The organism is Mycobacterium gastri (assembly GCF_002102175.1).
In the GTDB taxonomy this organism is placed as follows: Bacteria; Actinomycetota; Actinomycetes; order Mycobacteriales; family Mycobacteriaceae; genus Mycobacterium; species Mycobacterium gastri.
On the sequence record NZ_LQOX01000041.1, the window covers coordinates 1 to 21,864 of the forward strand.

General features: G+C 64.6%; 18 protein-coding genes and 3 pseudogenes. 8 read left to right on the top strand and 13 right to left on the bottom strand.

The annotated features are described in order from the left end of the window. The 4 genes and pseudogenes from AWC07_RS27925 to pstS all read right to left on the bottom strand — a co-directional run. Positions 1-183 (bottom strand): hypothetical protein (locus tag AWC07_RS27925; RefSeq protein WP_208622343.1); only part of this gene is annotated, 183 nt, incomplete at its 3' end. A gap of 308 nt (positions 184-491) precedes the next feature. After that, positions 492-1,294: pseudogene (locus tag AWC07_RS26505) on the bottom strand (transposase); the annotation flags it as partial. Between the two features lie 333 nt (positions 1,295-1,627). Next, positions 1,628-3,607 (bottom strand): serine/threonine-protein kinase PknD, encoded by a 1,980-nt coding sequence (locus tag AWC07_RS02730; protein ID WP_036408836.1) that lies wholly within the window; start codon positions 3,605-3,607, stop codon positions 1,628-1,630. Between the two features lie 17 nt (positions 3,608-3,624). Beyond that, the gene (pstS, locus tag AWC07_RS02735) at positions 3,625-4,722 is read right to left on the bottom strand and encodes a phosphate ABC transporter substrate-binding protein PstS (RefSeq protein ID WP_036408839.1); all 1,098 of its coding nucleotides are present in this window, start codon (positions 4,720-4,722) and stop codon (positions 3,625-3,627) included. A 458-nt stretch (positions 4,723-5,180) separates the two neighbouring features. Here pstS and AWC07_RS02740 point away from each other — a divergent pair. Then, positions 5,181-6,431: pseudogene (locus tag AWC07_RS02740) on the top strand (MFS transporter). Positions 6,432-6,564: 133 nt separating this feature from the next. Here AWC07_RS02740 and AWC07_RS02745 read toward each other — a convergent pair. Next, on the bottom strand, positions 6,565-6,894 hold the full coding sequence (locus tag AWC07_RS02745; RefSeq protein WP_036408842.1) for a hypothetical protein: 330 nt from the start codon (positions 6,892-6,894) through the stop codon (positions 6,565-6,567). Positions 6,895-7,259: 365 nt separating this feature from the next. Between AWC07_RS02745 and AWC07_RS29675 the strand changes: the two genes are divergently transcribed. Beyond that, entirely contained in the window at positions 7,260-7,328 is a 69-nt protein-coding gene (locus tag AWC07_RS29675; protein WP_139829506.1) for a multicopper oxidase domain-containing protein, read from the top strand. A gap of 258 nt (positions 7,329-7,586) precedes the next feature. Here the strand turns inward: AWC07_RS29675 and AWC07_RS02750 are convergent, their stop codons facing one another. Next, positions 7,587-8,678 carry a glycosyltransferase family 4 protein gene (locus AWC07_RS02750; protein ID WP_036411512.1) on the bottom strand — a complete coding sequence of 364 codons (1,092 nt, stop codon included), beginning with the start codon at positions 8,676-8,678 and terminating at the stop codon, positions 7,587-7,589. Beyond that, positions 8,675-8,905 carry a hypothetical protein gene (locus AWC07_RS02755; protein ID WP_036411510.1) on the bottom strand — a complete coding sequence of 77 codons (231 nt, stop codon included), beginning with the start codon at positions 8,903-8,905 and terminating at the stop codon, positions 8,675-8,677. Before AWC07_RS02755 ends, AWC07_RS02750 begins: the two co-directional genes overlap by 4 nt. 260 nt (positions 8,906-9,165) lie before the next feature. Here AWC07_RS02755 and AWC07_RS02760 point away from each other — a divergent pair, with 260 nt between their 5' ends. From AWC07_RS02760 to AWC07_RS02770, 3 genes are all read left to right on the top strand, one after another. Beyond that, complete coding sequence (locus tag AWC07_RS02760) at positions 9,166-10,059, top strand: FkbM family methyltransferase (protein ID WP_036411508.1); 894 nt, start codon at positions 9,166-9,168, stop codon at positions 10,057-10,059. Positions 10,060-10,174: 115 nt separating this feature from the next. Continuing rightward, positions 10,175-11,164: a Gfo/Idh/MocA family protein gene (locus AWC07_RS02765; protein WP_036411507.1), complete on the top strand. Its 990-nt coding sequence runs from the start codon at positions 10,175-10,177 to the stop codon at positions 11,162-11,164. Positions 11,165-11,269: 105 nt separating this feature from the next. Next, positions 11,270-12,106 (top strand): class I SAM-dependent methyltransferase, encoded by an 837-nt coding sequence (locus AWC07_RS02770; protein ID WP_051507896.1) that lies wholly within the window; start codon positions 11,270-11,272, stop codon positions 12,104-12,106. Between the two features lie 10 nt (positions 12,107-12,116). On the opposite strand, the gene AWC07_RS02775 is transcribed toward AWC07_RS02770, so the two are convergent. From AWC07_RS02775 to AWC07_RS02795, 5 genes and pseudogenes are all read right to left on the bottom strand, one after another. Then, positions 12,117-13,004 carry an FkbM family methyltransferase gene (locus AWC07_RS02775; protein WP_036411505.1) on the bottom strand — a complete coding sequence of 296 codons (888 nt, stop codon included), beginning with the start codon at positions 13,002-13,004 and terminating at the stop codon, positions 12,117-12,119. A gap of 141 nt (positions 13,005-13,145) precedes the next feature. Continuing rightward, entirely contained in the window at positions 13,146-14,108 is a 963-nt protein-coding gene (locus AWC07_RS02780) for a GDP-L-fucose synthase family protein (protein ID WP_036411503.1), read from the bottom strand. Further along, complete coding sequence (gene gmd, locus AWC07_RS02785; RefSeq protein ID WP_036411501.1) at positions 14,105-15,139, bottom strand: GDP-mannose 4,6-dehydratase; 1,035 nt, start codon at positions 15,137-15,139, stop codon at positions 14,105-14,107. The genes AWC07_RS02780 and gmd overlap by 4 nt, the downstream gene beginning before the upstream one ends. Positions 15,140-15,548: 409 nt before the next feature. Next, entirely contained in the window at positions 15,549-16,856 is a 1,308-nt protein-coding gene (locus tag AWC07_RS02790) for a glycosyltransferase (RefSeq protein ID WP_139829503.1), read from the bottom strand. A 162-nt stretch (positions 16,857-17,018) separates the two neighbouring features. After that, positions 17,019-18,405: pseudogene (locus AWC07_RS02795) on the bottom strand (glycosyltransferase). Between the two features lie 391 nt (positions 18,406-18,796). On the opposite strand from AWC07_RS02795, the gene AWC07_RS02800 reads away from it, so the two are divergent. The 3 genes from AWC07_RS02800 to AWC07_RS02810 all read left to right on the top strand — a co-directional run bounded on the left by AWC07_RS02800 (position 18,797) and on the right by AWC07_RS02810 (position 21,292). Further along, entirely contained in the window at positions 18,797-19,984 is a 1,188-nt protein-coding gene (locus tag AWC07_RS02800; protein WP_425271213.1) for a permease, read from the top strand. Between the two features lie 31 nt (positions 19,985-20,015). Continuing rightward, on the top strand, positions 20,016-20,912 hold the full coding sequence (gene purU, locus AWC07_RS02805) for a formyltetrahydrofolate deformylase (protein ID WP_036410871.1): 897 nt from the start codon (positions 20,016-20,018) through the stop codon (positions 20,910-20,912). Positions 20,913-21,109: 197 nt separating this feature from the next. Continuing rightward, on the top strand, positions 21,110-21,292 hold the full coding sequence (locus AWC07_RS02810; RefSeq protein WP_036410869.1) for a hypothetical protein: 183 nt from the start codon (positions 21,110-21,112) through the stop codon (positions 21,290-21,292). Between the two features lie 61 nt (positions 21,293-21,353). Here the strand turns inward: AWC07_RS02810 and coaD are convergent, their stop codons facing one another. Further along, positions 21,354-21,830 carry a pantetheine-phosphate adenylyltransferase gene (gene coaD / locus AWC07_RS02815; protein WP_036410867.1) on the bottom strand — a complete coding sequence of 159 codons (477 nt, stop codon included), beginning with the start codon at positions 21,828-21,830 and terminating at the stop codon, positions 21,354-21,356. Positions 21,831-21,864: the final 34 nt, after the last annotated feature.

Sequence of the window (21,864 nt, forward strand, 5' to 3'; positions counted from 1 at the left end):
GAGGATCAACCATTTCGCGGGCATTCTTAAGTGATGCACCGAGGGCGTTTCGCGGGCACTTTTCGTGATGCTTGCCGCGTGGTTGACCCATATACCATACCGGGGTATTGTTATGCGCATGAAAGAAGCTAACTCTTGCTGTTGTAAATCCACCGGCTGCACGTGCGGCGACTCCAGTTGCACCCAGGCTGCACGTTGCCAGTGTGGTCACCCCGATTGCACGTGCAACGACTGAGCACCTCGACTGGCTCTCGTCGAGGTCTCGGTTAACCGAATCCCGCCGGAGCCCACCCCTTTTCACGTGTCGCTACCAGCAACGAATTTCGCGCACCACTGGAGTTTGCGGAGCCTCCGGTGTTCGACTCGCGCTCTGGGTGCGTCATACGAACTATCGCTGCCTTCGTGGATCACGATTATTGTTGTGGGCCGGCGATGCAATTGCTGAGGAACGGAACTATCAACCTGAATGAGGCACCGTTGCGCGGTATTTGCTGAGCGTCCTTCTGTGGATGGCCGGGTCGGTTGATCCAGGAGATTTCAGGGATCTTCGGCGGTTCGGGCGGTCTGCGGACGAACCGTTCCGGGTGTGCAGTGCAGGCGGCGTCGAGTACGCCGGCACGTTTGTCGCGGACTGCCTCGGCCAGGCCGTAGTGCACGTCAGCGGCGGTATGCGGGCCCCGCCCGCTGCGGCGATGTTCATCGTTATACCAACCCAAGAAGACCTGGCAGTCAAATCAAGCTTCCTCGATGAGCCGAACCGGCCGGGGAAGTCGGGCCGGCACTTCAACGTCTTGAACTGGGCCTCGCTGAACAGGTTATCGTTGGAAACGTGCGTCGCGAATGTGACTGGGTAACACCAAGATCGGCGAGCAAGAACGCCACCGGCTTGCTGGTCATGGAACTGGTCACGGTCGATGCCTTGCCGGGCGCAGGTCTGGCGGATCAGCACCTCGGCCAGCGCAGCCGATTCGCGACTGGCGACCATCCAGCCGACGACGTACCGCGAGAAAATACCCACGATCACATACAGGTAGTAGTAGGTCCACTTCGCCCGGCCGCGCAATTTCGTTATATCCCACGACCACACCGCATTTGGGGTGCTGACCCGAACTCTGGCTGGGTGGCCTGCCGGCGGCGCTCACGCACCACGCCGGCTTGGCGCAGCAGCCGATAAAACGTCGACTGCGAGCCCAGGTAGACACCTTCATCGAGCAAGGTGGCCCCCCTCAGCCCCTGCGACGTCGACGAACCGGCCGCTGTCCAGCACATCGAGGATCGTCTGCTGCTCGGCGGCACTCAACGCACGCGGCTGCGCTTGCGCCCGCACGGGGCCGCCAGCCAACGCGCCCGCGTCGCGGGCTTTGCACCACTCGGTGATGCGGCTGGAATACAGCCCCCTCACGGCGCAGCACCGCGCCCTACTCACCGTCAGGTGCCGCGTCGAAGGCAGCGAGGACACCAGTCTCTCCATCCCCGCCCCCGGGTCACCAATCATCAGGGGGCAGGCGCCTCAACCCAGATCGGCAGAATGTGAACCGCGTGAAGATTTGGCATCAGCCAGACGTTCTACATCACTTAACACATTGTCGAAAGTCGCTCCTCACGCGCTGGGCTGGGAGGGCCCCGTTCAATTCGCTGCTAGCTCCACCACCCTGCCCCTGCCGTTGTCGGCGACAAATACCTTCCTTCTGGCGATGTCCACCGCCACGCCCATCGGATGGCCACCGGTGAACGGCAATACCCTCGGGGTGCTCGACCCGGCATCCAGCTTCACCACCTTGCCGGTTTCGTGGTCTGTGACGTAAACGGCGCCAGCGGTGTCTACCGCGATACCCGAGGGCACAGCAAGGCCGGTGAAGGGCAGCTCGGTCGGGGTGCTCGACCCCGGATTCAACTTGAGCACCCTGTCGTTGTCGGAATCGGTGACATAGACCGTGCCGGAGGCGTCCACCGCCACACCATCTGGATGATTGAGGCCGGTGAACGGCAGATCAGCCTGCGTGTTCGACCTGACGTCCAGCTTCACTACTCGGTCGTTGCCCCGGTCGGCGACATATACGTTGCCGGCTGCATCCACCGCGATCCCCTGCGGGTAGTTCAGGCCGGTGAATGGCAGCACCGCGGGGGTGCTCGACCCCGCCGCCAGCTTCACCACCCTGTTGTTGAAGTCAGCGACGTACACGGTGCCGTTGGCGTCTACGGCCAGCCCCTGCGGCTGGTAAAGGCCCGTGAACGGCAGCACAGTCTGGGTGTGCGACTCGAGGGCCAACTTCACCACCCGCCCATACATGCTCTGACTGGTGACGTACACGCTGCCGGCGTTATCCAGTGCCACCCCACCTGGGGAGAAGAAGTCGAGCCCGGTGAACGGCACCACAGTCTGCCCGGACTCCGACATCGAGGGGTGCGGTCCCCGCGTTACCAGGTATACGGCGACGCCGGTGGCGACGATCACTAGCAATGCGGCCCCGCCGATGAGGGTCCGCTTGCGTTTGTGGCGCGGCTCGACTCGTGCTTCGGGTGATTGAGTGAAGTTGGGTGGGCCCGCAGGGCTGACGGAGGGCGGGGTGTTGAGTCGGCTGCGCCTGCTGCCGGCGCCGGGCGGTGTTCCGCTGGGCTGGGCGGTGGGTGAGCTTGACATTCGTGACCATGCTCTGGCCTGCGTTGCGGCGTCGGTGCTGTCCAGTCCGGTATCAGCGGCATCGGTCGGCGGAGCTGCTTTCGCGCGGTGCTGCAGAATTGCGGCCGCCTGGTCCTGCTCGGCTGCGGTGAGGGCATTGTGGGCGGCGGCGGCCAGTTCGCCGGCGCTGCGATAGCGATCTTCGGGCCTTTTCGCCATACCTCTGGCGATCACCTGATCTAGCGCCACCGGAACCGTCCTTGGTCGCAGCTGACTGGGCCGCGGGGCAGGCTCCATCAGATGCGCGCCGATCACCCCTTCGATGCTGTCGGCCCGGTACGGAGGTGACCCCATCAAACACTCGGCCAACACGCAGGCCAGCGCATAGATATCGGCGCGATAGGTGACCTCTGCGCCGGTGAACCGCTCCGGGGCCATGTAGTAATAAGTTCCCATCACCATCCCGGTGTGGGTCAGCCCTGGATCGGCGGCGGCACGGGCGATACCGAAATCCACCAGATAGGCGAAGTCGTCGCCGGTGATCAGGATGTTTTCCGGTTTGATATCGCGGTGCGTCACGCCGCTGGCGTGTGCGGCGTCCAGCGCAGCGGCGACTTGGCGCACGATGGCCACCGCCCGTGCTGGGGGCAGCGGACCGTCGCGCGTCAACATGCTGCGCAGAGAAACGCCATCGATCAGCCGCATGTCCAAGTACAGCTGCCCGTCGATCTCGCCGTAATCATGGATCGGCACCGCATGCGGCTCGGTCAGCCGGCCCGCGGCGTCGGCCTCGCGTTGCATCCGCTCGCGAAACACCGGATCGGCGGAGAATTGCTCCGAGATCAGCTTCAGCGCCACCACCCGGTGTTTGCGGGTGTCCTCGGCCTCGTAGACCTCGCCCATCCCGCCGCGACCCAGCAACCGCATCAGCCGATAGTGCCCAAAAAGCGAACCCACCCGTGAACTCGGCTCACTGACGCCTGCCATCGAACTCCCTAACGTGGTTAAGAGATAGCATTCACCGCTGTCGCTAGCCGCGACTGGAGCCAGTTCGGCGGCGGGATGGATCCATATTGCGCCAAGCCGTCTTGGCCCGGACCAATCATCGTCTGCATAAACGCTCTTACCGCGGTGCCCGTCGCGGGATCCGGATACTTGGAGCAGACGATCTGATAGGTGGGCTCCACGATCGGGTACGCACCCGGCTGCGACGGCCTGTAGAACGATGACGTGTCCAACACCAGGTCATTGCCCTGCCCCGTGATCCTGGCCCCGGCAATCGTTTTGCCGACCGACTCGGTCGTGATCGACACCGGATCCGGACCCGCTGAGGTGATGATCTGGGCCATGTTCAACTGTTTGCCCAACGCGAACGACCACCCGGTGTAGGTGATCGATCCGTCGGTGGTCTGCAGGGTTGCCGTCACGCCATTATCCCCGTCGGCGCCGACACCGACGCCGCCCTGAAACGTCTGGCCGTCGCCTTTACCCCAGGCACCGTTGGATGCTGCCCCGAGGTAACGCTGGAAGTTGGCTGAGCTACCGGATTGGTCGCTGCGGAAGATGACGCGGATGGGCGTTGAGGGCAGATTGGTGCTTGCATTGAGCGCCTTGATCGCCGCATCATCCCACCTGGTGATGGAGCCGTTGAAGATCTTCGCCATCGTGGGCGCGTCCAGGTTCAGCGAGCTCACGCCGCTGATGTGATAGGTGACCGCGATCGGTTCAAACACCGCCGGCAGCTCCCACGCCGGGGACCCACATCGCGCCGCCACCTTGTTGGGTTCACCCGTCGACGGGTCCAATGGCACGCCGGAACCCGCCAGATCTGTCTCGCTCTTGATGAACTGCTCCACCCCGGCGCCGGAGCCATTTGCCTCGTAGTCCAGCGTGTAACCGGGGCACACCTGGGCATAGACGTAGACAAATCGTTGGATCGCGTTCTGTTGTGCGGTCGCGCCACCGGCGTTGAGTTCCTCCTTGCCGCCGCAGTCCACTTTCACCGACGATCCTGAGGAGGTGTTAGTTTTGCCACCGCATCCCGATAACGCCAGTGCGCTAGCCATCAGAAGGCTCAAGAGGCCAGTTCGAGTGAATCCCACAGAACTCCTCTGAAGAGTAAAGGTGACGGACACACTTAGTTTGCCACTGCTTTGCACACCGTGGCTTGGGTCCAAGACGCCGTGTTACGGAGTTGCCCCCATTCGTTTCCGGGTCGCCTGCAACCTCGCGTGCCGGCTGCCGAGCACTCGGCCCTGCGCATGCGAGGGTCGAGAGGTTTGCGGGATCGCAGTCCATGCACAAAATCTTGCTGCGGCGGCGGGAGACCGGGATGGTGGACGGGCGGCGGCGGGTGACCTCCTGATGGCCGATCGTCTGTCCCCGACAGGCCGCAACGCTACGTCGACAGCATCTACAGCGACGACTACTGCCGCGACCACAACCTGCTCGATCACCTTCTGTCGGATGAGCCGGCCGTCATCGCCCACCCCGGCGCCGCGGTGGTGCAACCGTGGACGCGGTGTTCGGCAGTCGTCGACCCCGCCGAAGTGACACGGCAATGACCTTGGTGGCGCAGTTCCGCAGTTTCGACATGCCCAGCCGCATGCTGATGATCAACCAGTTCGGCATCAACATCGACTTCTACATGCTGATGCCCTACCTGGCGGCCTATCTGGCCGGCCCGCTCGGTTTGGCGGCATGGGCTGTCGGGCTGGTCCTCGGTGTGCGCAACTTCTCCCAGCAGGGCATGTTCGTCGTCGGCGTGACGCTGGCCGATCGGCTCGGCTACAAACCATTGATCGTGGCCGGCTGCCTGCTGCGCACCGGCGGGTTCGCCCTGCTGGCGGTCGCCCACTCACTGCCTGCGGTCCTTCTCGCCTCGGCGGCAACGGGTTTCGCGGGGGCGTTGTTCAATCCGGCGGTGCGCGCCTACCTCGCCGCTGACGCCGGTGATCGCCGCGTCGAGGCGTTCGCCCTGTTCAATATCTTCTACCAGGCGGGCATCCTGCTGGGCCCGCTGGTCGGACTGGCGCTGATGGTGTTCGACTTCCCAATCACCGCAGCCGGGGCCGCGGCCGTGTTCGCCGTGCTCACGGTCGCCCAACTGCTGGTGCTGCCCCAGCACAATGCCGATCGGCCACCGGAGAAGACCTCGATACTCGACGACTGGCGTGTCGTCGCCGGTAACCGGTCCTTCCTGTTGTTCGCTCGCGGCGATGATCGGCTCGTATGTGTTGACATTCCAGGTTTACCTGCCCCTGCCGCTGCAGGCCTCGCTGCTGGCGCCGCATTCCCAGACCGCCGTCGGGGCAGGGATTTTCCTGGTGTCGGGGATCGTGGCCGTCGCCGGACAACTACGCATCACCTGCTGGTTTTCCGCGCGCTGGCGCTCCGGGCGCAGCCTGGTTATCGGCATGGCCATCCTGGCTGCGTCGTTTCTGCCGTTAGCACTGGTTCCCGACGGGCAGCGCTTTGGGGTCGGCCCAGCAGTCGCCGCACTGCTGGTGTCAGCGACGATGCTGGCCGTCGGCGCGGCCGCGGTCTTCCCGTTCGAGATGGACACCGTGGTCGCGCTGGCCCGAGGCCGGCTGGTTGCAACGCATTACGGCTTCTACAACACCATCGTTGGCGTCGGAATCCTGCTCCGCACTTGGCCACCGGCTCCATCATGGGTGCCGCACGACACCTCGGCGTCAGCGAACTCATCTGGGCAGGGCTGGTTCTCGTCGGCATCACCGCCGCTTTGGCCCTACGCGGTCTCGACCGCGGTCATCACCTGGAGGTCCGAAGCGCGGCCACCAGTCCTTGAATGTATCGACACCGCACCCGCCGCCTGCTACAACGGGATGCATTGCTTTACAACAGATTAGGAGGAATTCAATGACAGAGCAGGAGCGACCAATGGCAGACACCGCCCCCACCGGCTCAGCGTGGGCCTGGGTCTACCGAACCTTTGCCATCACCGGCATCGCAGCCGGGATTTTCATCATCACCGCCGGGCTGTGGCTGCTCTTTGCGCCGCCGAGCTGGTACAACGCCCGGACCCACGGTTGCGCCTCGATGGAAGCCGACATCAAACAAATGAAGCAGGACATGGAAAACCACATGAAAAACATGAAAGAAAGCATGAAAAACATGCCGGGCATGAGCTCGATGCCTTCCACCAGCATGAGCCCGATGCCGAACATGCCGGGCATGAGCTCGATGCCTTCCACCAGCATGAGCCCGATGCCGAACATGCCGAGCATGAGCCCGATGCCGAACATGCCCATGCCCCCTCGCTAACTGCTCGGCGGGGAAATTAATAGGCGGACAAACTGTTACAACGGCGAACACCAATGGCCGACGACAGTTTGGACGCCGCCCGAATGGGCACACCCGTACTATTCGAGACCGACATGCACCGGTGGCGCGACGGATCAGCGAGCTTATCTAGAGGCCGCTGACGGCACGTCGCGTCACTGGGCCATCGGCCGGGCCGGCGAGCACCGTATAAAGGAGTCACTATTGTGAGTAGCCATTACTGGGCGGCGCCGTCGCTGTGACCGCATCACCCTTGCATCTGACCTCTGTAAACCGGCGAACATTCCTGTTCGCCGCTGCGGCCAGCGGAGCGGCGGTGGCTGGATGATGCACGATGATGCACTGCCACAACACGTATCACCAAGAAGCCGGCATGATGACCAGCCTCAACTACACCCTCTGACGAGGTCCAACAGCGCCCGTGTATCTAGAGCCTGGTGGCCTGCCGGCGGCGCCCACGCACCGCGCCCTACTCACCGTCAGGTGCCGCGTCGAAGGCAGCGAGAACACCAGTCTCTCCATCCCCGCCCCCGGGTCACCAATTATCAGGGGCAGGCGCCTCAACCCAGATCGGGCAGAAAGGGGTGACACCGGTGTCGGATTCGTATCGGCCGCCAGCCGGACCCTATCGATCTGGGCGACAAACCGGCAGACCACAGTGTTACAGGATTTCGCGATAGATCCGGGCCGTCTCCGCTGCGTTCTTGTCCCAGGAGAACGCAGGGAGCCGTGCATAGCCACGCTCGCGCAGATCGGTGCGCAGGCTCTCCGTCGTCACCACGCGTTCCAGAGCCGTGCGCAGCTCCTCGGGGTTATCCGGATCGAAGAAGACGCCGGCATCCCCGACCACCTCTGGAATTCCGCCCGCATTGCTGCACACGACCGGGCAGCCCTGGCTCATCGCTTCGAGCGGGGGGATCCCGAAACCCTCGTACTGCGAGGGATAGACGAATGCGGCGGCCGTCCGGTAGCGAGCCGCCAGCTCCTCGTCCGACCCGGACTCGAAGCGCACCCGGTCAGTGACTCCCAGCCGGCTGATCTCTTTCTGCTCGTCGCGCAGGAACGGGGGGCCGCCGAAGGCGATCAACTCGAAATCCCGCAGTACCGGCGAACTGCTGTAGGCGCGCAGCAGCGTGTCGAAGTTCTTGTATCCCCCGCGACGCCCGACGTAAAGGAGCGTGGGCCTGCGCCTGCCGCTGTCGACTGTCGTGGTGTTTTCCTGCACCGGCAGCGAACAGGCAAGGTGCACAACGCTGGTGCGGGCCGGGTCGATGCCGTAGAGACGCACGAGGTCGTGGCGCGCGCTTTCGGAGACGCAGATCACATGGTCGGCGCGATTGACGGACGCGCGTTTGGCGGCGATCGCGAGTTTGGCCATGGGCGGCTTGAACAGCTCGTGGATCATGTCGAAGATCGTCACAACCCGGCGTCGCGCCTTACCGACGGGCTTGAAGGGGTGCCAGGTCTCGTGCAGGATGTCCGCGTCGGACTTCGACCACGCGAACGGTGCCGCGACCTGGTTGGCAAGTTCGACGAGAACCGGAGCGCCTTTGAACGTGTACGGCACGTACTTGCCGTGGGTGAAGCCGCGGGCGGACTCAGCCGCCAGATAGGCATTCATATAGAAAGGCGCGACGACGGACACCTCCGACACCGTGTCGGCAGGTAGGCGGCTTGCCAGCTCGAAAAAATATCGCGACACACCGCCGTATCGCTGAATAGCGAAGATTTGGTGATCGAATGCGACTTTCATATGCGCTCGGCGCCCACCACTGCCTCCATTGCGTTGACGACAGCGCTCATCCGGCACAGCACAGTATCAAACCTCCTGGATATCTCCCGCGGCATCGTCAAGCCCGGAAGAAGGACATTCAGAAGGTACGCCACGGTCACCGCGATGAATGAGTCAACCCACCCGGCCGCGGCACCCCCGGGCTTCACGATGCCGGCCGCGTCGTCGGGTTGCGGCGTATCGAGCATGAAAAGTGTTCTGCCCTAAGGAAAATCCTTCTCCCAACGGCTCCCGATGCCGAGCCGCCGGCACCCTCGAACCGGGCCGAGAATCGTGCTGGAGATGACCACCGGGTGCCAGCGCCGGCTTCTCTGCCGCCGCTCCCGGCGGTGCCCGCTTGCACACGACGGCGCTGCGGCAAGGCCGCACAACCCGGGGCTCTCTGCGGCAAAGGCAGACGCACACCGAAGGTCGGTTACCATCTGCGGGTGGATCTGGACGCAAAGCTATGAGCAATCGCCTGTTGTTTAGGCAGCTCGCACTGGAACTCTCCTACCGCACGGTTCGTCACTGGTTCGGAACGCGCACCGTCATCCGCGACGTGCAAGGCGTTTCACTGGCGATGCCGTGGTATCACCGGCTTCCGGACTACGCCCGCCTGTTCCCCACCTACGGTCAGAATCTGATCGACCTGGCGGTCGGCCTCGCCGAGACCGACAAGCCGTTGGGCGTCATCGACGTCGGAGCCAATATCGGAGACTCCGCCAGGCAGCTTCTCGCCAAAGTCGACGCCCGCATCCTGTGCATCGAGGGAGATCCCGAGTACCTGCCGTACCTAGAGCGCAACGTCGGGTCGGACGACCGCTGCGTGATCGAGTTCGGCCTGCTGCTCACCGACGCGGCCAAGGCCTCCGGTCTCGGCGCGGTCCGTAAGGGCGGCGACACCCGCTTCGCCCAGGGCGGCACCGGCGGGGCGGCCGCCGCGCTGACGGTGGCCGAGCTGCCGGACCGTCACCCCGAACTGCCGCCGATCAGGCTGGTCAAGTCGGACACGGAAGGCTACGACACGATTCTGGTCCCGGCGCTCGCGCGAGCCTACGCGAATACCCGCCCGTTGCTGTTTTTCGAGTATTACCCGGACCTGATCCGGATGGCCGGGGTGCCGGACCCGACTGTGGTGTGGGGGGAGCTGCAGACCGCCGGGTACTCATATGTGGGCATCTGGGACAACTTCGGCAGGCCGGTTCAAGCGATGCCGATCGATGAGGTGCCGGCCACGGCCGCGGTCCTGGACAGGCGGTATGCCGAACGCGGATATCACTACTGGGACGTCGCGGTCGTGCACGCCGACGACCGCGCGGGCCGGGCCGTCCTGGACCGGCTCTTCGCCTCCGGCCGGTAAGGGACAGCCACAGTCACCGCCGTTACCGGCAGGGTTCTCATCCGCGACCGCCGTACCAAACCCTTCCCGCGCCCTTCCCGCATCGATGGCCCGCGGCAGGTGCTAGCGTCGGTCCGTGTCTCGACAGGTCCGGATCGGTATCCTGGGCGCCGCTCGTATCGCACCCTTGGCGCTTGTCAAACCCGCCAAGGGAAATGCCGAGGTTGTGGTGGCTGCGGTGGCAGCACGCGATGCATCGCGTGCTGAGGCCTTCGCCGCCAAGCACGACATTGCCCGGGTACATGAAAGTTACGACGCGCTGATCAGCGACCCGGACCTCGACGCGGTGTACAACCCCTTGCCGAACAGCCTGCACGGTCGGTGGACCCGGGCGGCATTGGCCGCCGGCAAGCACGTGCTGTGCGAGAAGCCGTTCACCGCCAACGCCGCCGAAGCGCGCGAGATCGCCGAACTCGCCGAGAATTCCGGTCGCGTGGTGATGGAGGCATTCCACTATCGCTATCACCCGCTGACGCTGCGCGCTGAGGAGATCATCGCCTCGGGCGAACTGGGCAAGCTGACCCGGGTGGAGGGCAACCTGTGCTTCCCGCTGCCCAAGTTCTCCGACATCCGCTACAACTACTCGCTGGCCGGCGGAGCGACGATGGACGCCGGGTGCTATGCGGTGCACATGGTCCGCACCTTCGGCGGTTCGACCCCGGAAGTCGTTTCCGCGCAGGCGAAACTGCGCGATCCCCAGATCGACCGCGCCATGACGGCCGAGGTGCGGTTCGCCGACGGGCACACCGGCCGGGTGCGCTGCTCGATGTGGTCGACCGATCTGATGCAGATCAGTGCTCGCGTCGTCGGCGACAAAGGCGAGCTGCATGTGCTCAACCCGGTGTTGCCGCACTCTTTCCATCGGCTCTCGGTTCGATCGGCCGAGGGAAAACGGGTGGAGCGGTTCCCGCGCCGAGCGTCCTACGCGTATCAGCTCGACGCGTTCGCCGGCGCGGTGCTGCGCGGCGAACCAGTGAAGACCACCCCGCAAGACGCCGTCGAGAACATGACGGTCATCGATGCGATCTACCGTGCTGCCGGCCTCCCGCTTCGCGAGCCGGCCTGAACGCTCATCCGGGCGTCTCGAATTGGCGCCACCGTCGTCGCGCAGTGTACGTTGTGCCACGTGGTTGCGTCCCGGCTTGTTGACTCTTTCCTCAGATTTGTCCCGGTGCCTCTCCTGATCAAGGCCGGGCTATTCGTGCGGTATGCCCCAAGTGACGTGTTGGACAAGCTCAACGGCCGTAGCGACCCGCTGGTCCCGCCACGCCGCATGGTGGGCGGCGGATCTCGAAACCCCGCGGCACCCGGCCCATTTCGCGAATCCGGTGACCAGTTCTTAGGCCTGTTGCGCGACTACGGCCAGCTTGAACCGCACTACCGCGTCCTTGACATGGGTTGCGGAATGGGCCGCGTGGCCCGTCCGTTGACCACATTTCTCGACCCGGCCAAGGGGAGCTATGAGGGCTTCGACATCAATGTCGCCGAGGTTCACTGGTGTTCGGAGCACTACGCGTCGCATCCCAACTTCCGCTTCCAGCGCGCCGACATCTACAACAAGATGTACAACCCGAAGGGCACGGTACAGGCCGAGGAGTTCACCTTCCCCTACCCCGACGCGAGTTTCGAGTTGGCCTTCGCGTCATCGCTCTTCACCCACATGCCTATACCCCAGGTGGCTCGTTACCTCGCGGAGACCGCACGAGTACTTACCCCCGGCGGGCGCGCACTGCTCACCCTCTATGTGTGGAATCAGGAATCGCAGGAGTTGGTTGCGCAGGGCAAGTCGGCTCTGCCGTTTCGTCCACATGACGACCTGATCGTGATCACCCCCTTCGTGCCCGAGGCTGCCATCGCACTTCCGCAGGAAGGCTGGGATCAAGCCGTCGACGACGCCGGCCTCGAACAGGTGGGTGATGTGTTGTGGGGAAGCTGGTGCGGCAGAACGGCTTCCAGTCCCTACCAAGACGCCTACCAAGACATGGTTGTGCTACGCAAGCCGGAGTGACCTCCGTTCATCAGAGCTCCTCCTGGGCGCCCGTCCGGGTGTTGACCACCGGCGCCCCGCGCAGCGCAGCCAGCCGCTGCTCCCCGCGCAGGTGGTTGCGCCGGCCCTTGGCGTCGCGGGAATCGACGAACTTCGACACCACGTAGCCTTCGGCGGTCAACGGCTTGAGGCCGTGGGGCAGGTCGGATCGGATGAAGTAGGCGTTGTTGCCCGCGCGGTTGCTGCCGACGAAGTCGTATCCCTTGGTCCGGGCCAGGTCGCACAGCGCCGGCAGGGACGCGCCGAAATACAGATTGCCGAAGCGTCCCGCTCTGCTGAACTTCGGGTCGTACGGGACGGTGATCGCGCGTTCCGCCCCGAATACGCTGTTGTATTCGATGATGGCGATTCCGGGGCGCACCGCTGTCAGCCCGCGCCAGACCCAATAGTCGTTGCCGTCGATGTCGATGTGCAGAAGCCCGATGTCGCCTTCGAATCCGTGGTCCAGCATCAATTGGTCAATGTTCTCGGCGGTCACGACGGCGCAGACGCTCTGCAGATCGTGCAGCAGCGAAATCGGGTCGCGCCTGATGGCATGGACTTTACGTCTGGAGCTGTCCAGGACCAGCCCGCGCCAATTGTCGTTCAACAAAAGAAATCTGGTGTTGGCCTCCTGGTAGCACCCCACCCCGAACTCGACGAACGTCTCACTGAGGCCCGGCAGGCGGTGGATCAGCCATTGGATGATCCCGTCGTCGCCGAACTGGCTGAACACCGAGAATTCCACGTCGGCGAAGTCGTTGATCGATTCCAGCTCACGCACCCGCCAAGCCAATTGCCGTCCGATGAGCATGCGCTGCTTGGCCTCGCCGCTGCCTAACAACTCGGCCCACATCGCGATCTTGCTGAGAAGACTCACGTTTTCCTATCCGGGGCGTCGCCGAGATTGACATTACCGCGGCAGTGTTCGGGGTGTCGTCGCGGTGACGTCGATGTCGCGGAGAGCAGGCTCAGCACACGAGCACGGCGTCCCCAGGCACGGCCGCCGCAATGCACGCCGTCATTTCCGTACCGCGCCGGCGTTGGCCCGATACCACGCGACCGTGGAGTCGATGCCCTCGCGCAGCGTGATCCGGGATTGCCAACCCGCCTCTCGCAACACCGACACATCCAACAGTTTGCGAGGTGTTCCGTCCGGTTTGGTTGGATCCCAGTCGGTTTCGCCGTTGTAACCCACCGCGCTGGCCACCATCTGGGCGATCTCGCGCACGCTGTGGTCGACACCGGTGCCCACGTTGACGGGATTGGGTCCGTCGAAGTGCTCCAGCAGATACAGGCACGCGCTCGCCAGATCGTCGACATGCAACAGTTCGCGGCGTGGAGTTCCGGTGCCCCAGTTCGTCACCTTCGGCACGCCGCCGGCTCTGGCCTCCTCATACCTGCGGATGAGCGCCGGCAGCAGGTGCGACGTGGACGCCGAGAAGTTGTCACCGGGTCCATAGAGGTTAGTTGCCATCGCAGAGATCCAGGCCAGGCCATGTTGGCTCCGCACCGCCTGGACCTGAAGGAGCCCGGCGATCTTGGCGATCGCGTAGGTGTTGTTCGTCGGCTCCAGCGGGCCGCTGAGCAGCGCGCTTTCCTTGATCGGCTGCGGGGCGAACTTCGGATAGATGCAGGAGGAGCCGAGGAACAGCAGCCGCGGCACCCGCGCGGCCACCGCGGCGTCGAGCAGGTTGACCTGGATTTGCAAATTTTCGGACAGGAAATCCGCGGGGTACGTGCTGTTAGCCAGGATGCCGCCCACCTTGGCCGCGGCGTCGATGATGACCTGAGGACGCGACTCCACAATGAAGTCGAATGTCGCGGCCCGATCCGTCAGGTCGAGTTCCCGGTGTGAGCGCACCACGACATTGGTGAACCCCTCGGCTTGAAATCTGCGTAACAGCGCGGACCCGGCCAGCCCGCGGTGCCCGGCGATATACACCGGAGCGGCACGGTCGAGGACGCCGGTGAAGGTGTTCATTCTCGTCCGCATGTCCGGTCGGTGAGCATCGGCTTGTCGATCCACGGCTTGCCTTCACACTCCAGGGCGGCGATGTCCGCGTCCACCATGATCCGCGCCAGTTCAGCGGTGTGTACCGAAGCCTTCCACCCCAGCACTTGGGCGGCCTTGGTCGCATCGCCGATCAGCGAATCCACCTCGGTGGGACGCAGATAGCGCTCGTCGAATCGCACATGCTTCTCCCAGTCGAGCCCGGCATGGTCGAAGGCAGTCTGGGCGAACTCGCGCACCGTGTAGCCGCGTCCAGTCGCCAGCACGAAGTCTTCCGGTTCGGACGTCTGCAGCATCCCCCACATTCCGTCGACATACTCGGGTGCATACCCCCAGTCGCGAACAGCGTCGAGGTTGCCCAGGTAGACATGCGACTCGAGGCCGGCCTTGATCCGCGCCACGGCTCGGCTGATCTTGCGGGTCACGAACGTCTCGCCGCGCCGCGGTGATTCGTGGTTGAACAAGATGCCGTTCACCGCGAACAGTCCGTACGCCTCTCGGTAGTTGCGCGTCACCCAGTACGAGTACACCTTTGCCGCGCCATAAGGCGATCGTGGACAGAACGGCGTCTGCTCGCTCTGGGGCGGCGGGGACGCGCCGAACATCTCTGACGAGGACGCCTGATAAAAGCGGCACTGAACCCCGGAAAGCCGGACGGCTTCCAGTAGTCGGATAGACCCCATACCGGTGGTGTCGCCGGTGTGCACCGGCTCGTCGAAGCTGACGCGCACGTGCGACTGCGCCGCAAGGTTATACACCTCGTCGGGGTCGATGGTGCTCAGCAATGTCACCAACCGGGTGCCGTCGGTGAGATCGCCATAGTGTAAGAACAGCCGTGCATCAGGGTCGTGCCGATCGACGTAGAGGTGATCGATCCGCGCCGTGTTGAACGTCGACGCCCGGCGGATGAGCCCGTGGACCTCATATCCCTTGCTAAGCAGCAATTCGGCGAGGTAGGAGCCGTCCTGGCCGGTGATTCCGGTGATCAGCGCCCGCTTCACCGGATTCCCGTTTCTGTTGGTGCCTGCTCGCCACCACGTTTCGGGCATCCCATCGTGGCCGTCTCCACTCCTTGTTATGCCTTGGCCGCTGCGGCGGGGGTCGCCGTCAGCTTGATGCGGCGTGCGTTCGCAAGACCGTCTTGGTGCCCGCTTCAAAGTACAGGACATATTCGGCCGCGCGAATCAGGTTCCCGACCCTAGTTCCATTGACCGCGGCAGACAAGTTCTGACCGTGCCGGGCGGCTTCGTCTGTCACCTCGACAAACCACCATTGCCTTGGCGGATATTAGGCGTCATTGTCACACCACAATGCTTACTCACCCCGGCATCGACCAGCCGGGCCTTGGTTCGCCCGAAATCCGGAAACGGTTGACTATTCGAATCCGGTTGGGGCAGAACACAGTTGCCCCTACCGACCTTCGGTCGCGACGCCTCGGGCCGCGTCCTCGGGCCTGAGGTGCAACGCGGTGTAGACGTGCTGGGAGAACCCGTCGAAGTCGCGTCCCAGGGCTTCGGCGAGCCGCCGGGCGGCCTGCCGATAGCCGGGGTCACCGAGGGCCTGCTGCACGGCATCGGCCACCCGGCGGCGGTTGAGCCGTTCGGTTCGCAGCAGCATCCCGGCACCGGCGCGCTCGAGGGCCTCCATGTTCAGGTGCTGGTCGAGGTTGCTGGCAATCCCGACCACCGGCACCCCGGCCAGCAAGGCCTGCTGCGTGGTCAGGCTGCCACCATTGCAGACCACCACCGCCGAACGGGCCGCGGCCGCCTCGCCCGGCAGGTAATCGGCCACCAACGCATTGGCCGGCACGTTGGTCAGGTCGCTGCGATCGGCCGTGGCCGCGATCACCGTCACCGGCAGGTCAGCCAGCGCGTCCAGCACCACCTGCAACAGGTTCGTGCCGCCCGAAGTGCCCAGGGTCGCATAGACGATCGGCCGGTCGGCCGGCAGCGAATCCCACCACGGCGGCGGCCGCACCGCGGGCGACCACAAAACCGGACCCAGATACCGATGGTTGGCCGGCAAATCATAGGTCGGCACCAGCTCGGGCACATCGGCGTACAGCGTGTAGTCCCCGTCGGTGAAAATGCGGCACAGGTTCCACCCCAGAGTCGGCAACCCATGCCTGCGCCGGACCCAATTGAGCGGCAGGCAATAGAGGGCGAAGATCAGCGGGCGGTACAGCCAGAACAGGAATGTGACCAGCCGGACGCCGAGCAGGCGCGTCCACAGCGTGTCCGGCAGCGGAAACCGGCGGCGGGCGTAGGGACTCCAATAGGCGTTCGCGATGGCGATATAGGGGATGCCGGCCAGCCGGGCGCTGACCGAGAGCGACAGACGATTGTCGCCGACGACCACGTCCGGCGCGATCTCGGCCAGCACCTTGCGGTCCTCCTCGACATACCTGCGCAACGTTCGCGTGTTGTAGAAGAGTCGGCCCTGAGCGATCTTGGCCAGAACCCGCTCGCTGGGGATGGTGTAGATCGGATGGTGCTGAAAAGGCATCGGGCCCAGCAGCTTGTTGAATCGTGGGTCGCAGGCGAAGTGGACCTCGTAACGACTCGGGTCCAACGACCGCGCCAGCGTGTACGGCCGCACGACATGGGACAGGGTCGCGGCTTCCCCGACGAACAGGATCCGCAACCTGCGGGCGCCGGGCTCAGAAGCGCTCGGTTCGGTGCTCACCGGTGCACCATCCTCATCGCGCCCTCCAGACACCGCTCAACGACCCGACGCAACTCATGTTCGCGCCCATTCTCACGTCATTGGCGACCGTTGATCGTTACCCTGGGTCCGGGGCCGTAGAGTACACGCCCCACGCGTGCCCCGGAAACTCCGGGCAAACCGCGGACACGCGGTGGCCCGGGGCGGTCGGTGGCGCTAGCCGGTCCGCAGATTTCGCTGCCAGCCGGTCGGTGACGTCACGCCCACGCTGTCGGGCCTGAGGCGCAACGCGGTGTAGACGTGCTGGGAGAACCCGTCGAAGTCGCGTCCCAGGGCTTCGGCGAGCCGCCGGGCGGCCTGCCGATAGCCGGGGTCACCGAGGGCCTGCCGCACGGCATCGGCCACCCGGCGGCGGTTGAGCCGTTCGGTTCGCAGCAGCATCCCGGCACCGGCGCGCTCGAGGGCCTCCATGTTCAGGTGCTGGTCGAGGTTGCTGGCAATCCCGACCACCGGCACCCCGGCCAGCAAGGCCTGCTGCGTGGTCAGGCTGCCACCATTGCAGACCACCACCGCCGAACGGGCCGCGGCCGCCTCGCCCGGCAGGTAGTCGGCCACCAACGCATTGGCCGGCACGTTGGTCAGGTCGCTGCGATCGGCCGTGGCCGCGATCACCGTCACCGGCAGGTCAGCCAGCGCGTCCAGCACCACCTGCAACAGGTTCGTGCCGCCCGAAGTGCCCAGGGTCGCGTAGACGATCGGCCGGTCGGCCGGCAGCGAATCCCACCACGGCGGCGGCCGCACCGCGGGCGACCACAAAACCGGACCCAGATACCGATGGTTGGCCGGCAAATCATAGGTCGGCACCAGCTCGGGCACATCGGCGTACAGCGTGTAGTCCCCGTCGGTGAAAATGCGGCACAGGTTCCACCCCAGAGTCGGCAACCCATGCCTGCGCCGGACCCAATTGAGCGGCAGGCACTGAAGAGCGAAGAGCAACGGGCGTTCCAGGCGGTACAGGATCCTGACCAGCCGGACGCCGAGCAGGCGCGTCCACAGCGTGTCCGGCAGCGGAAACCGGCGGCGGGCGTAGGGACTCCAATAGGCGTTCGCGATGGCGATATAGGGGATGCCGGCCAGCCGGGCGCTGACCGAGAGGGAAACGCGAAGGTCGCCGACGACCAGGTCCGGCGCGATCTCGGCCAGCACCTTGCGGTCCTCCTCGACATACCTGCGCAACGTCCGTGCGGCGTAGAAACGGCCCTGGGTCAAGTTGCCGAGGAACCGCTCGCTGGGGATGGTGTGGATCGGGTGGTACGGAAAAGGCATCGGCCCCAGCAGCGTGTTGTACCGCGGATCGCAAGCGAAGTAGACCTCGTAACGGCTCGGGTCCAACGAGCGGGCCAGCACGAACGGCCGCACGACGTGGGCCAGGGTCACCGCCTCCGCGATGAACAGGATTCGCACCCTGCGGGCGGCAGGCTCGGGTGCGTTCGATGCGATGCTCATGCCCGCGTTCCTTCTCACGTCGCTGGCGACCGTTACACGTTACGCCGCACCCCGACGCCGTAGCGTACACGCACGACGCCTCCGCACTCGGCGAAATCCGAACAAATCCGAACAAAAGCGGGCCCGGGCGGTCGATCGGCAGTCGGGCCAGCGGGGCCGACCGGCCGATCTGGCGTGATGGCGTGCTGGCGTGCCGTTGCGAAATGCCGAAAGTCCCGGCCGCCGTCGTCGACGACGGCGGTAGCGCCCGGCCAGGTGCGGCAACGCGGATCCGCAAGCTGTTGTCGAAAAGCTCTGGCGCTTGCCGTGTCGACAGAGCTTATCTCGTTGCACGCCAACGGTTTAAAGGTGGCGATGCAGTGTCGGAGCAGCGGTTCCGAAGCGCCGGAGCGGAACCTTGACATATACCCCATGGGGGTATATGTTGTCCGGGTGGGTGCAGCCGCCCATATGATTCGCCCGAATATGCAATCGAAGCGGAGGCCCGGGTGGTGGACAAAGCGCTAGCAGCGGTGGGCCATGCATTGGCGCTGGCGGGGTCTATGACGTGGGAAATCTTGTGGGCGCTGATCCTGGGCTTCGCGTTATCGGCGATGGTGCAGGCCGTGGTGCGCCGCGAGACGATTGTGGCCCTCATGGGTGACGACAAGCCCCGCACCCTGGCGGTAGCCGCCGGACTGGGGGCCGCATCGTCATCGTGCTCGTATGCGGCAGTGGCGCTGGCGCGGTCGCTGTTCCGCAAAGGCGCGAACTTCACCGCCGCCATGGCATTCGAGATCAGTTCCACCAATCTCGTCGTGGAGTTGGGCATCATCCTGGCGTTGTTGATGGGCTGGCAGTTCACCGCCGCGGAGTTCGTCGGCGGCCCGCTGATGATCATCGTGCTGGCTCTGTTGTTCCGCCTGTTCGTGCGCTCCCGACTGATCGACGCCGCCCGTGAGCAAGCCGACCAGGGGCTTGCCGGCTCCATGGAAGGTCACGCCGCCATGGATATGTCGGTCGGCGGAGAAGGCTCGTTTTGGCGGCGGCTGTCTTCCGGGCGAGCCTTTACCTCGGTGTCGCACGTGTTCGTCATGGAGTGGGCGGCGATTCTGCGGGACCTGATCGTGGGCCTGCTGATCGCCGGAGCCGTCGCGGCGTGGGTTCCCGAAAACTTCTGGCAGCACTTCTTTTTGACTGACCATCCATTCTGGTCGGCGCTGTGGGGACCGATCGTCGGCCCCTTCGTCGCGGTCATTTCATTCGTCTGCTCGATCGGCAATGTGCCACTTGCCGCAGTGCTCTGGAACGGCGGGATCAGCTTCGGCGGCGTCATCGCGTTCATTTTCGCCGACCTGTTGATCTTGCCGATCTTGAACATCTATCGGAAGTACTACGGGACGAAGATGACGCTGACGCTGCTCGGCACCTTCTACGCCTCGATGGTCGTCGCCGGATACCTCGTCGAATTACTTTTCGGCGCAGCCAATCTCATTCCCGGTGAGCGCAGTGCCATGGTCATGCACGCCGGCATTTCGTGGAACTACACCACCTGGCTCAACATCGTCTTTCTCGTCATCGCGGCGACCCTGGTGCTCCGGTTCGTCGCCACGGGCGGGATCCCGATGCTGCGCATGATGGGCGGCTCCCCCGACTCGCAAAGCCACCAGCACGATCACAGTCATCAGTGCCACTAGCGCTGCAGTCAGCGTATCCTGGCCTGCGGCAATGTCTGATACCTATCCGCCGCCGCCTGGCGGTCCGCCGCAGCCGGCCGATATCGGCCGGCTGTTGCTGCGTTGCCACGACCGCCCCGGAATCATCGCCGCGGTGAGCGGGTTCTTGGCCCGAGCCGGCGCGAACATCATCTCCCTGGACCAGCACTCCACCGCGCCGGAGGGCGGAACATTCCTGCAGCGCGCTATCTTCCACTTACCCGGCCTGACCGCGGCCATCGACGGGCTGCAACGCGACTTCGGCACATCCGTGGCCAGCACGTTCGACATCGATTACCGGTTCACCGAGGCCGCCAAACCCAAACGGGTCGCCATCATGGCCTCGACGAGTGATCACTGCTTGTTAGACCTGTTGTGGCGCAACCGTCGCGGCGAGCTGGAGATGTCTGTCGTCATGGTGATCGCCAACCATCCTGAGCTGGCCGACCATGTCCGCCCGTTCGGGGTGCCATTCGTGCACATCCCCGCCACCCGTGACACACGTGCCGAAGCCGAGCAGCGGCAGCTTCAATTGCTCAGCGGCAACGTCGATTTGGTGATACTCGCCCGGTACATGCAGATCCTCAGCCCAGCATTCCTGGCCGCAATCGGCTGCCCGCTGATCAACATTCATCATTCGTTCCTTCCTGCCTTCACCGGCGCGGCCCCGTACAAACGCGCACGGGAACGCGGCGTCAAGCTGATCGGCGCGACGGCTCACTACGTGACCGAGGTTCTCGACGAGGGCCCGATCATCGAACAAGACGTCGTTCGCGTCGACCACAATTACACCGTCGAAGACCTGGTGCGGGTCGGCGCCGACGTCGAACGCGCGGTGCTCTCCCGCGCCGTCCTCTGGCACTGCCAGGACCGGGTCATCGTGCACCACAACCAGACCATTGTCTTCTGACGCCGACTGGTCCGTGCGTTAGCCGTAGACACACCGGCCGGGCCTACCGCAGACCCGGCCGCCCGCGGTGTTCGTCGTACCCGCCAAGGATCCCCCAAGGTTTCGCCAAGCGCCGGCCGTCAGCCTTTGTGCAACGGCCACGACCGCCCACCCGAAATCCCAACCAAGCAAACACAACAACGCAAAGAGAGGTATCAATGTCGACCACCCATCTTCGCGCCCTCGCCGGCATGTCCCTGCTGGCCTCGGCCATCGGCCTGGCCGCCCTGGGAGCCAGTGTCGGCGCCGCCGATCCGGCCCCCAGCCACCAGGCATACGGCACCTACACCTGTTACGACTACGCGACGCAGACGTTCTACGAATGCTTTGACCCCAGCTAGGCATCGCCAGCACGCACGCCGACGGGCCTGGTCCGCTCCACCGGACCGGGCCCATTTGGCTTCAGCCGGAGAGCTTTTCGCGCAGTCGCCGGTTCACCGGCTCGGGCAGCAACTCCGACACATCGCCACCGAGCATCGCCACCTCTTTGGCCAGCGACGAGGACACGAACGAATACCGCGGCGCGGTCGCGACGAAAAAAGTGTCGACGCCGGCGATGTGCTTGTTCATCTGCGCCATCTGCAACTCGTATTCGAAGTCGGTGCCGGTGCGCAGACCCTTAACGATGGCGCTCATCCCCCGGGACCTGACGAAGTCGACCACCAGACCTTGTCCTGCCTCCACCCGCAAGTTGGGCAGGTGCGTCGTCGACTCGTTGATCATCGAGATCCGCTCGTCCAGGTCGAACATGCCCATTTTGGTGGGATTGGTCAGGATCGCCACCACCACCTCGTCGAACTGGGCAGCGGCACGTTCGAAAACGTCGATGTGGCCCAACGTCACCGGGTCGAACGACCCCGGGCATACGGCGCCGCTCACGACCCGCGCCGGCGACGAGGCAGAACGAAGTGAT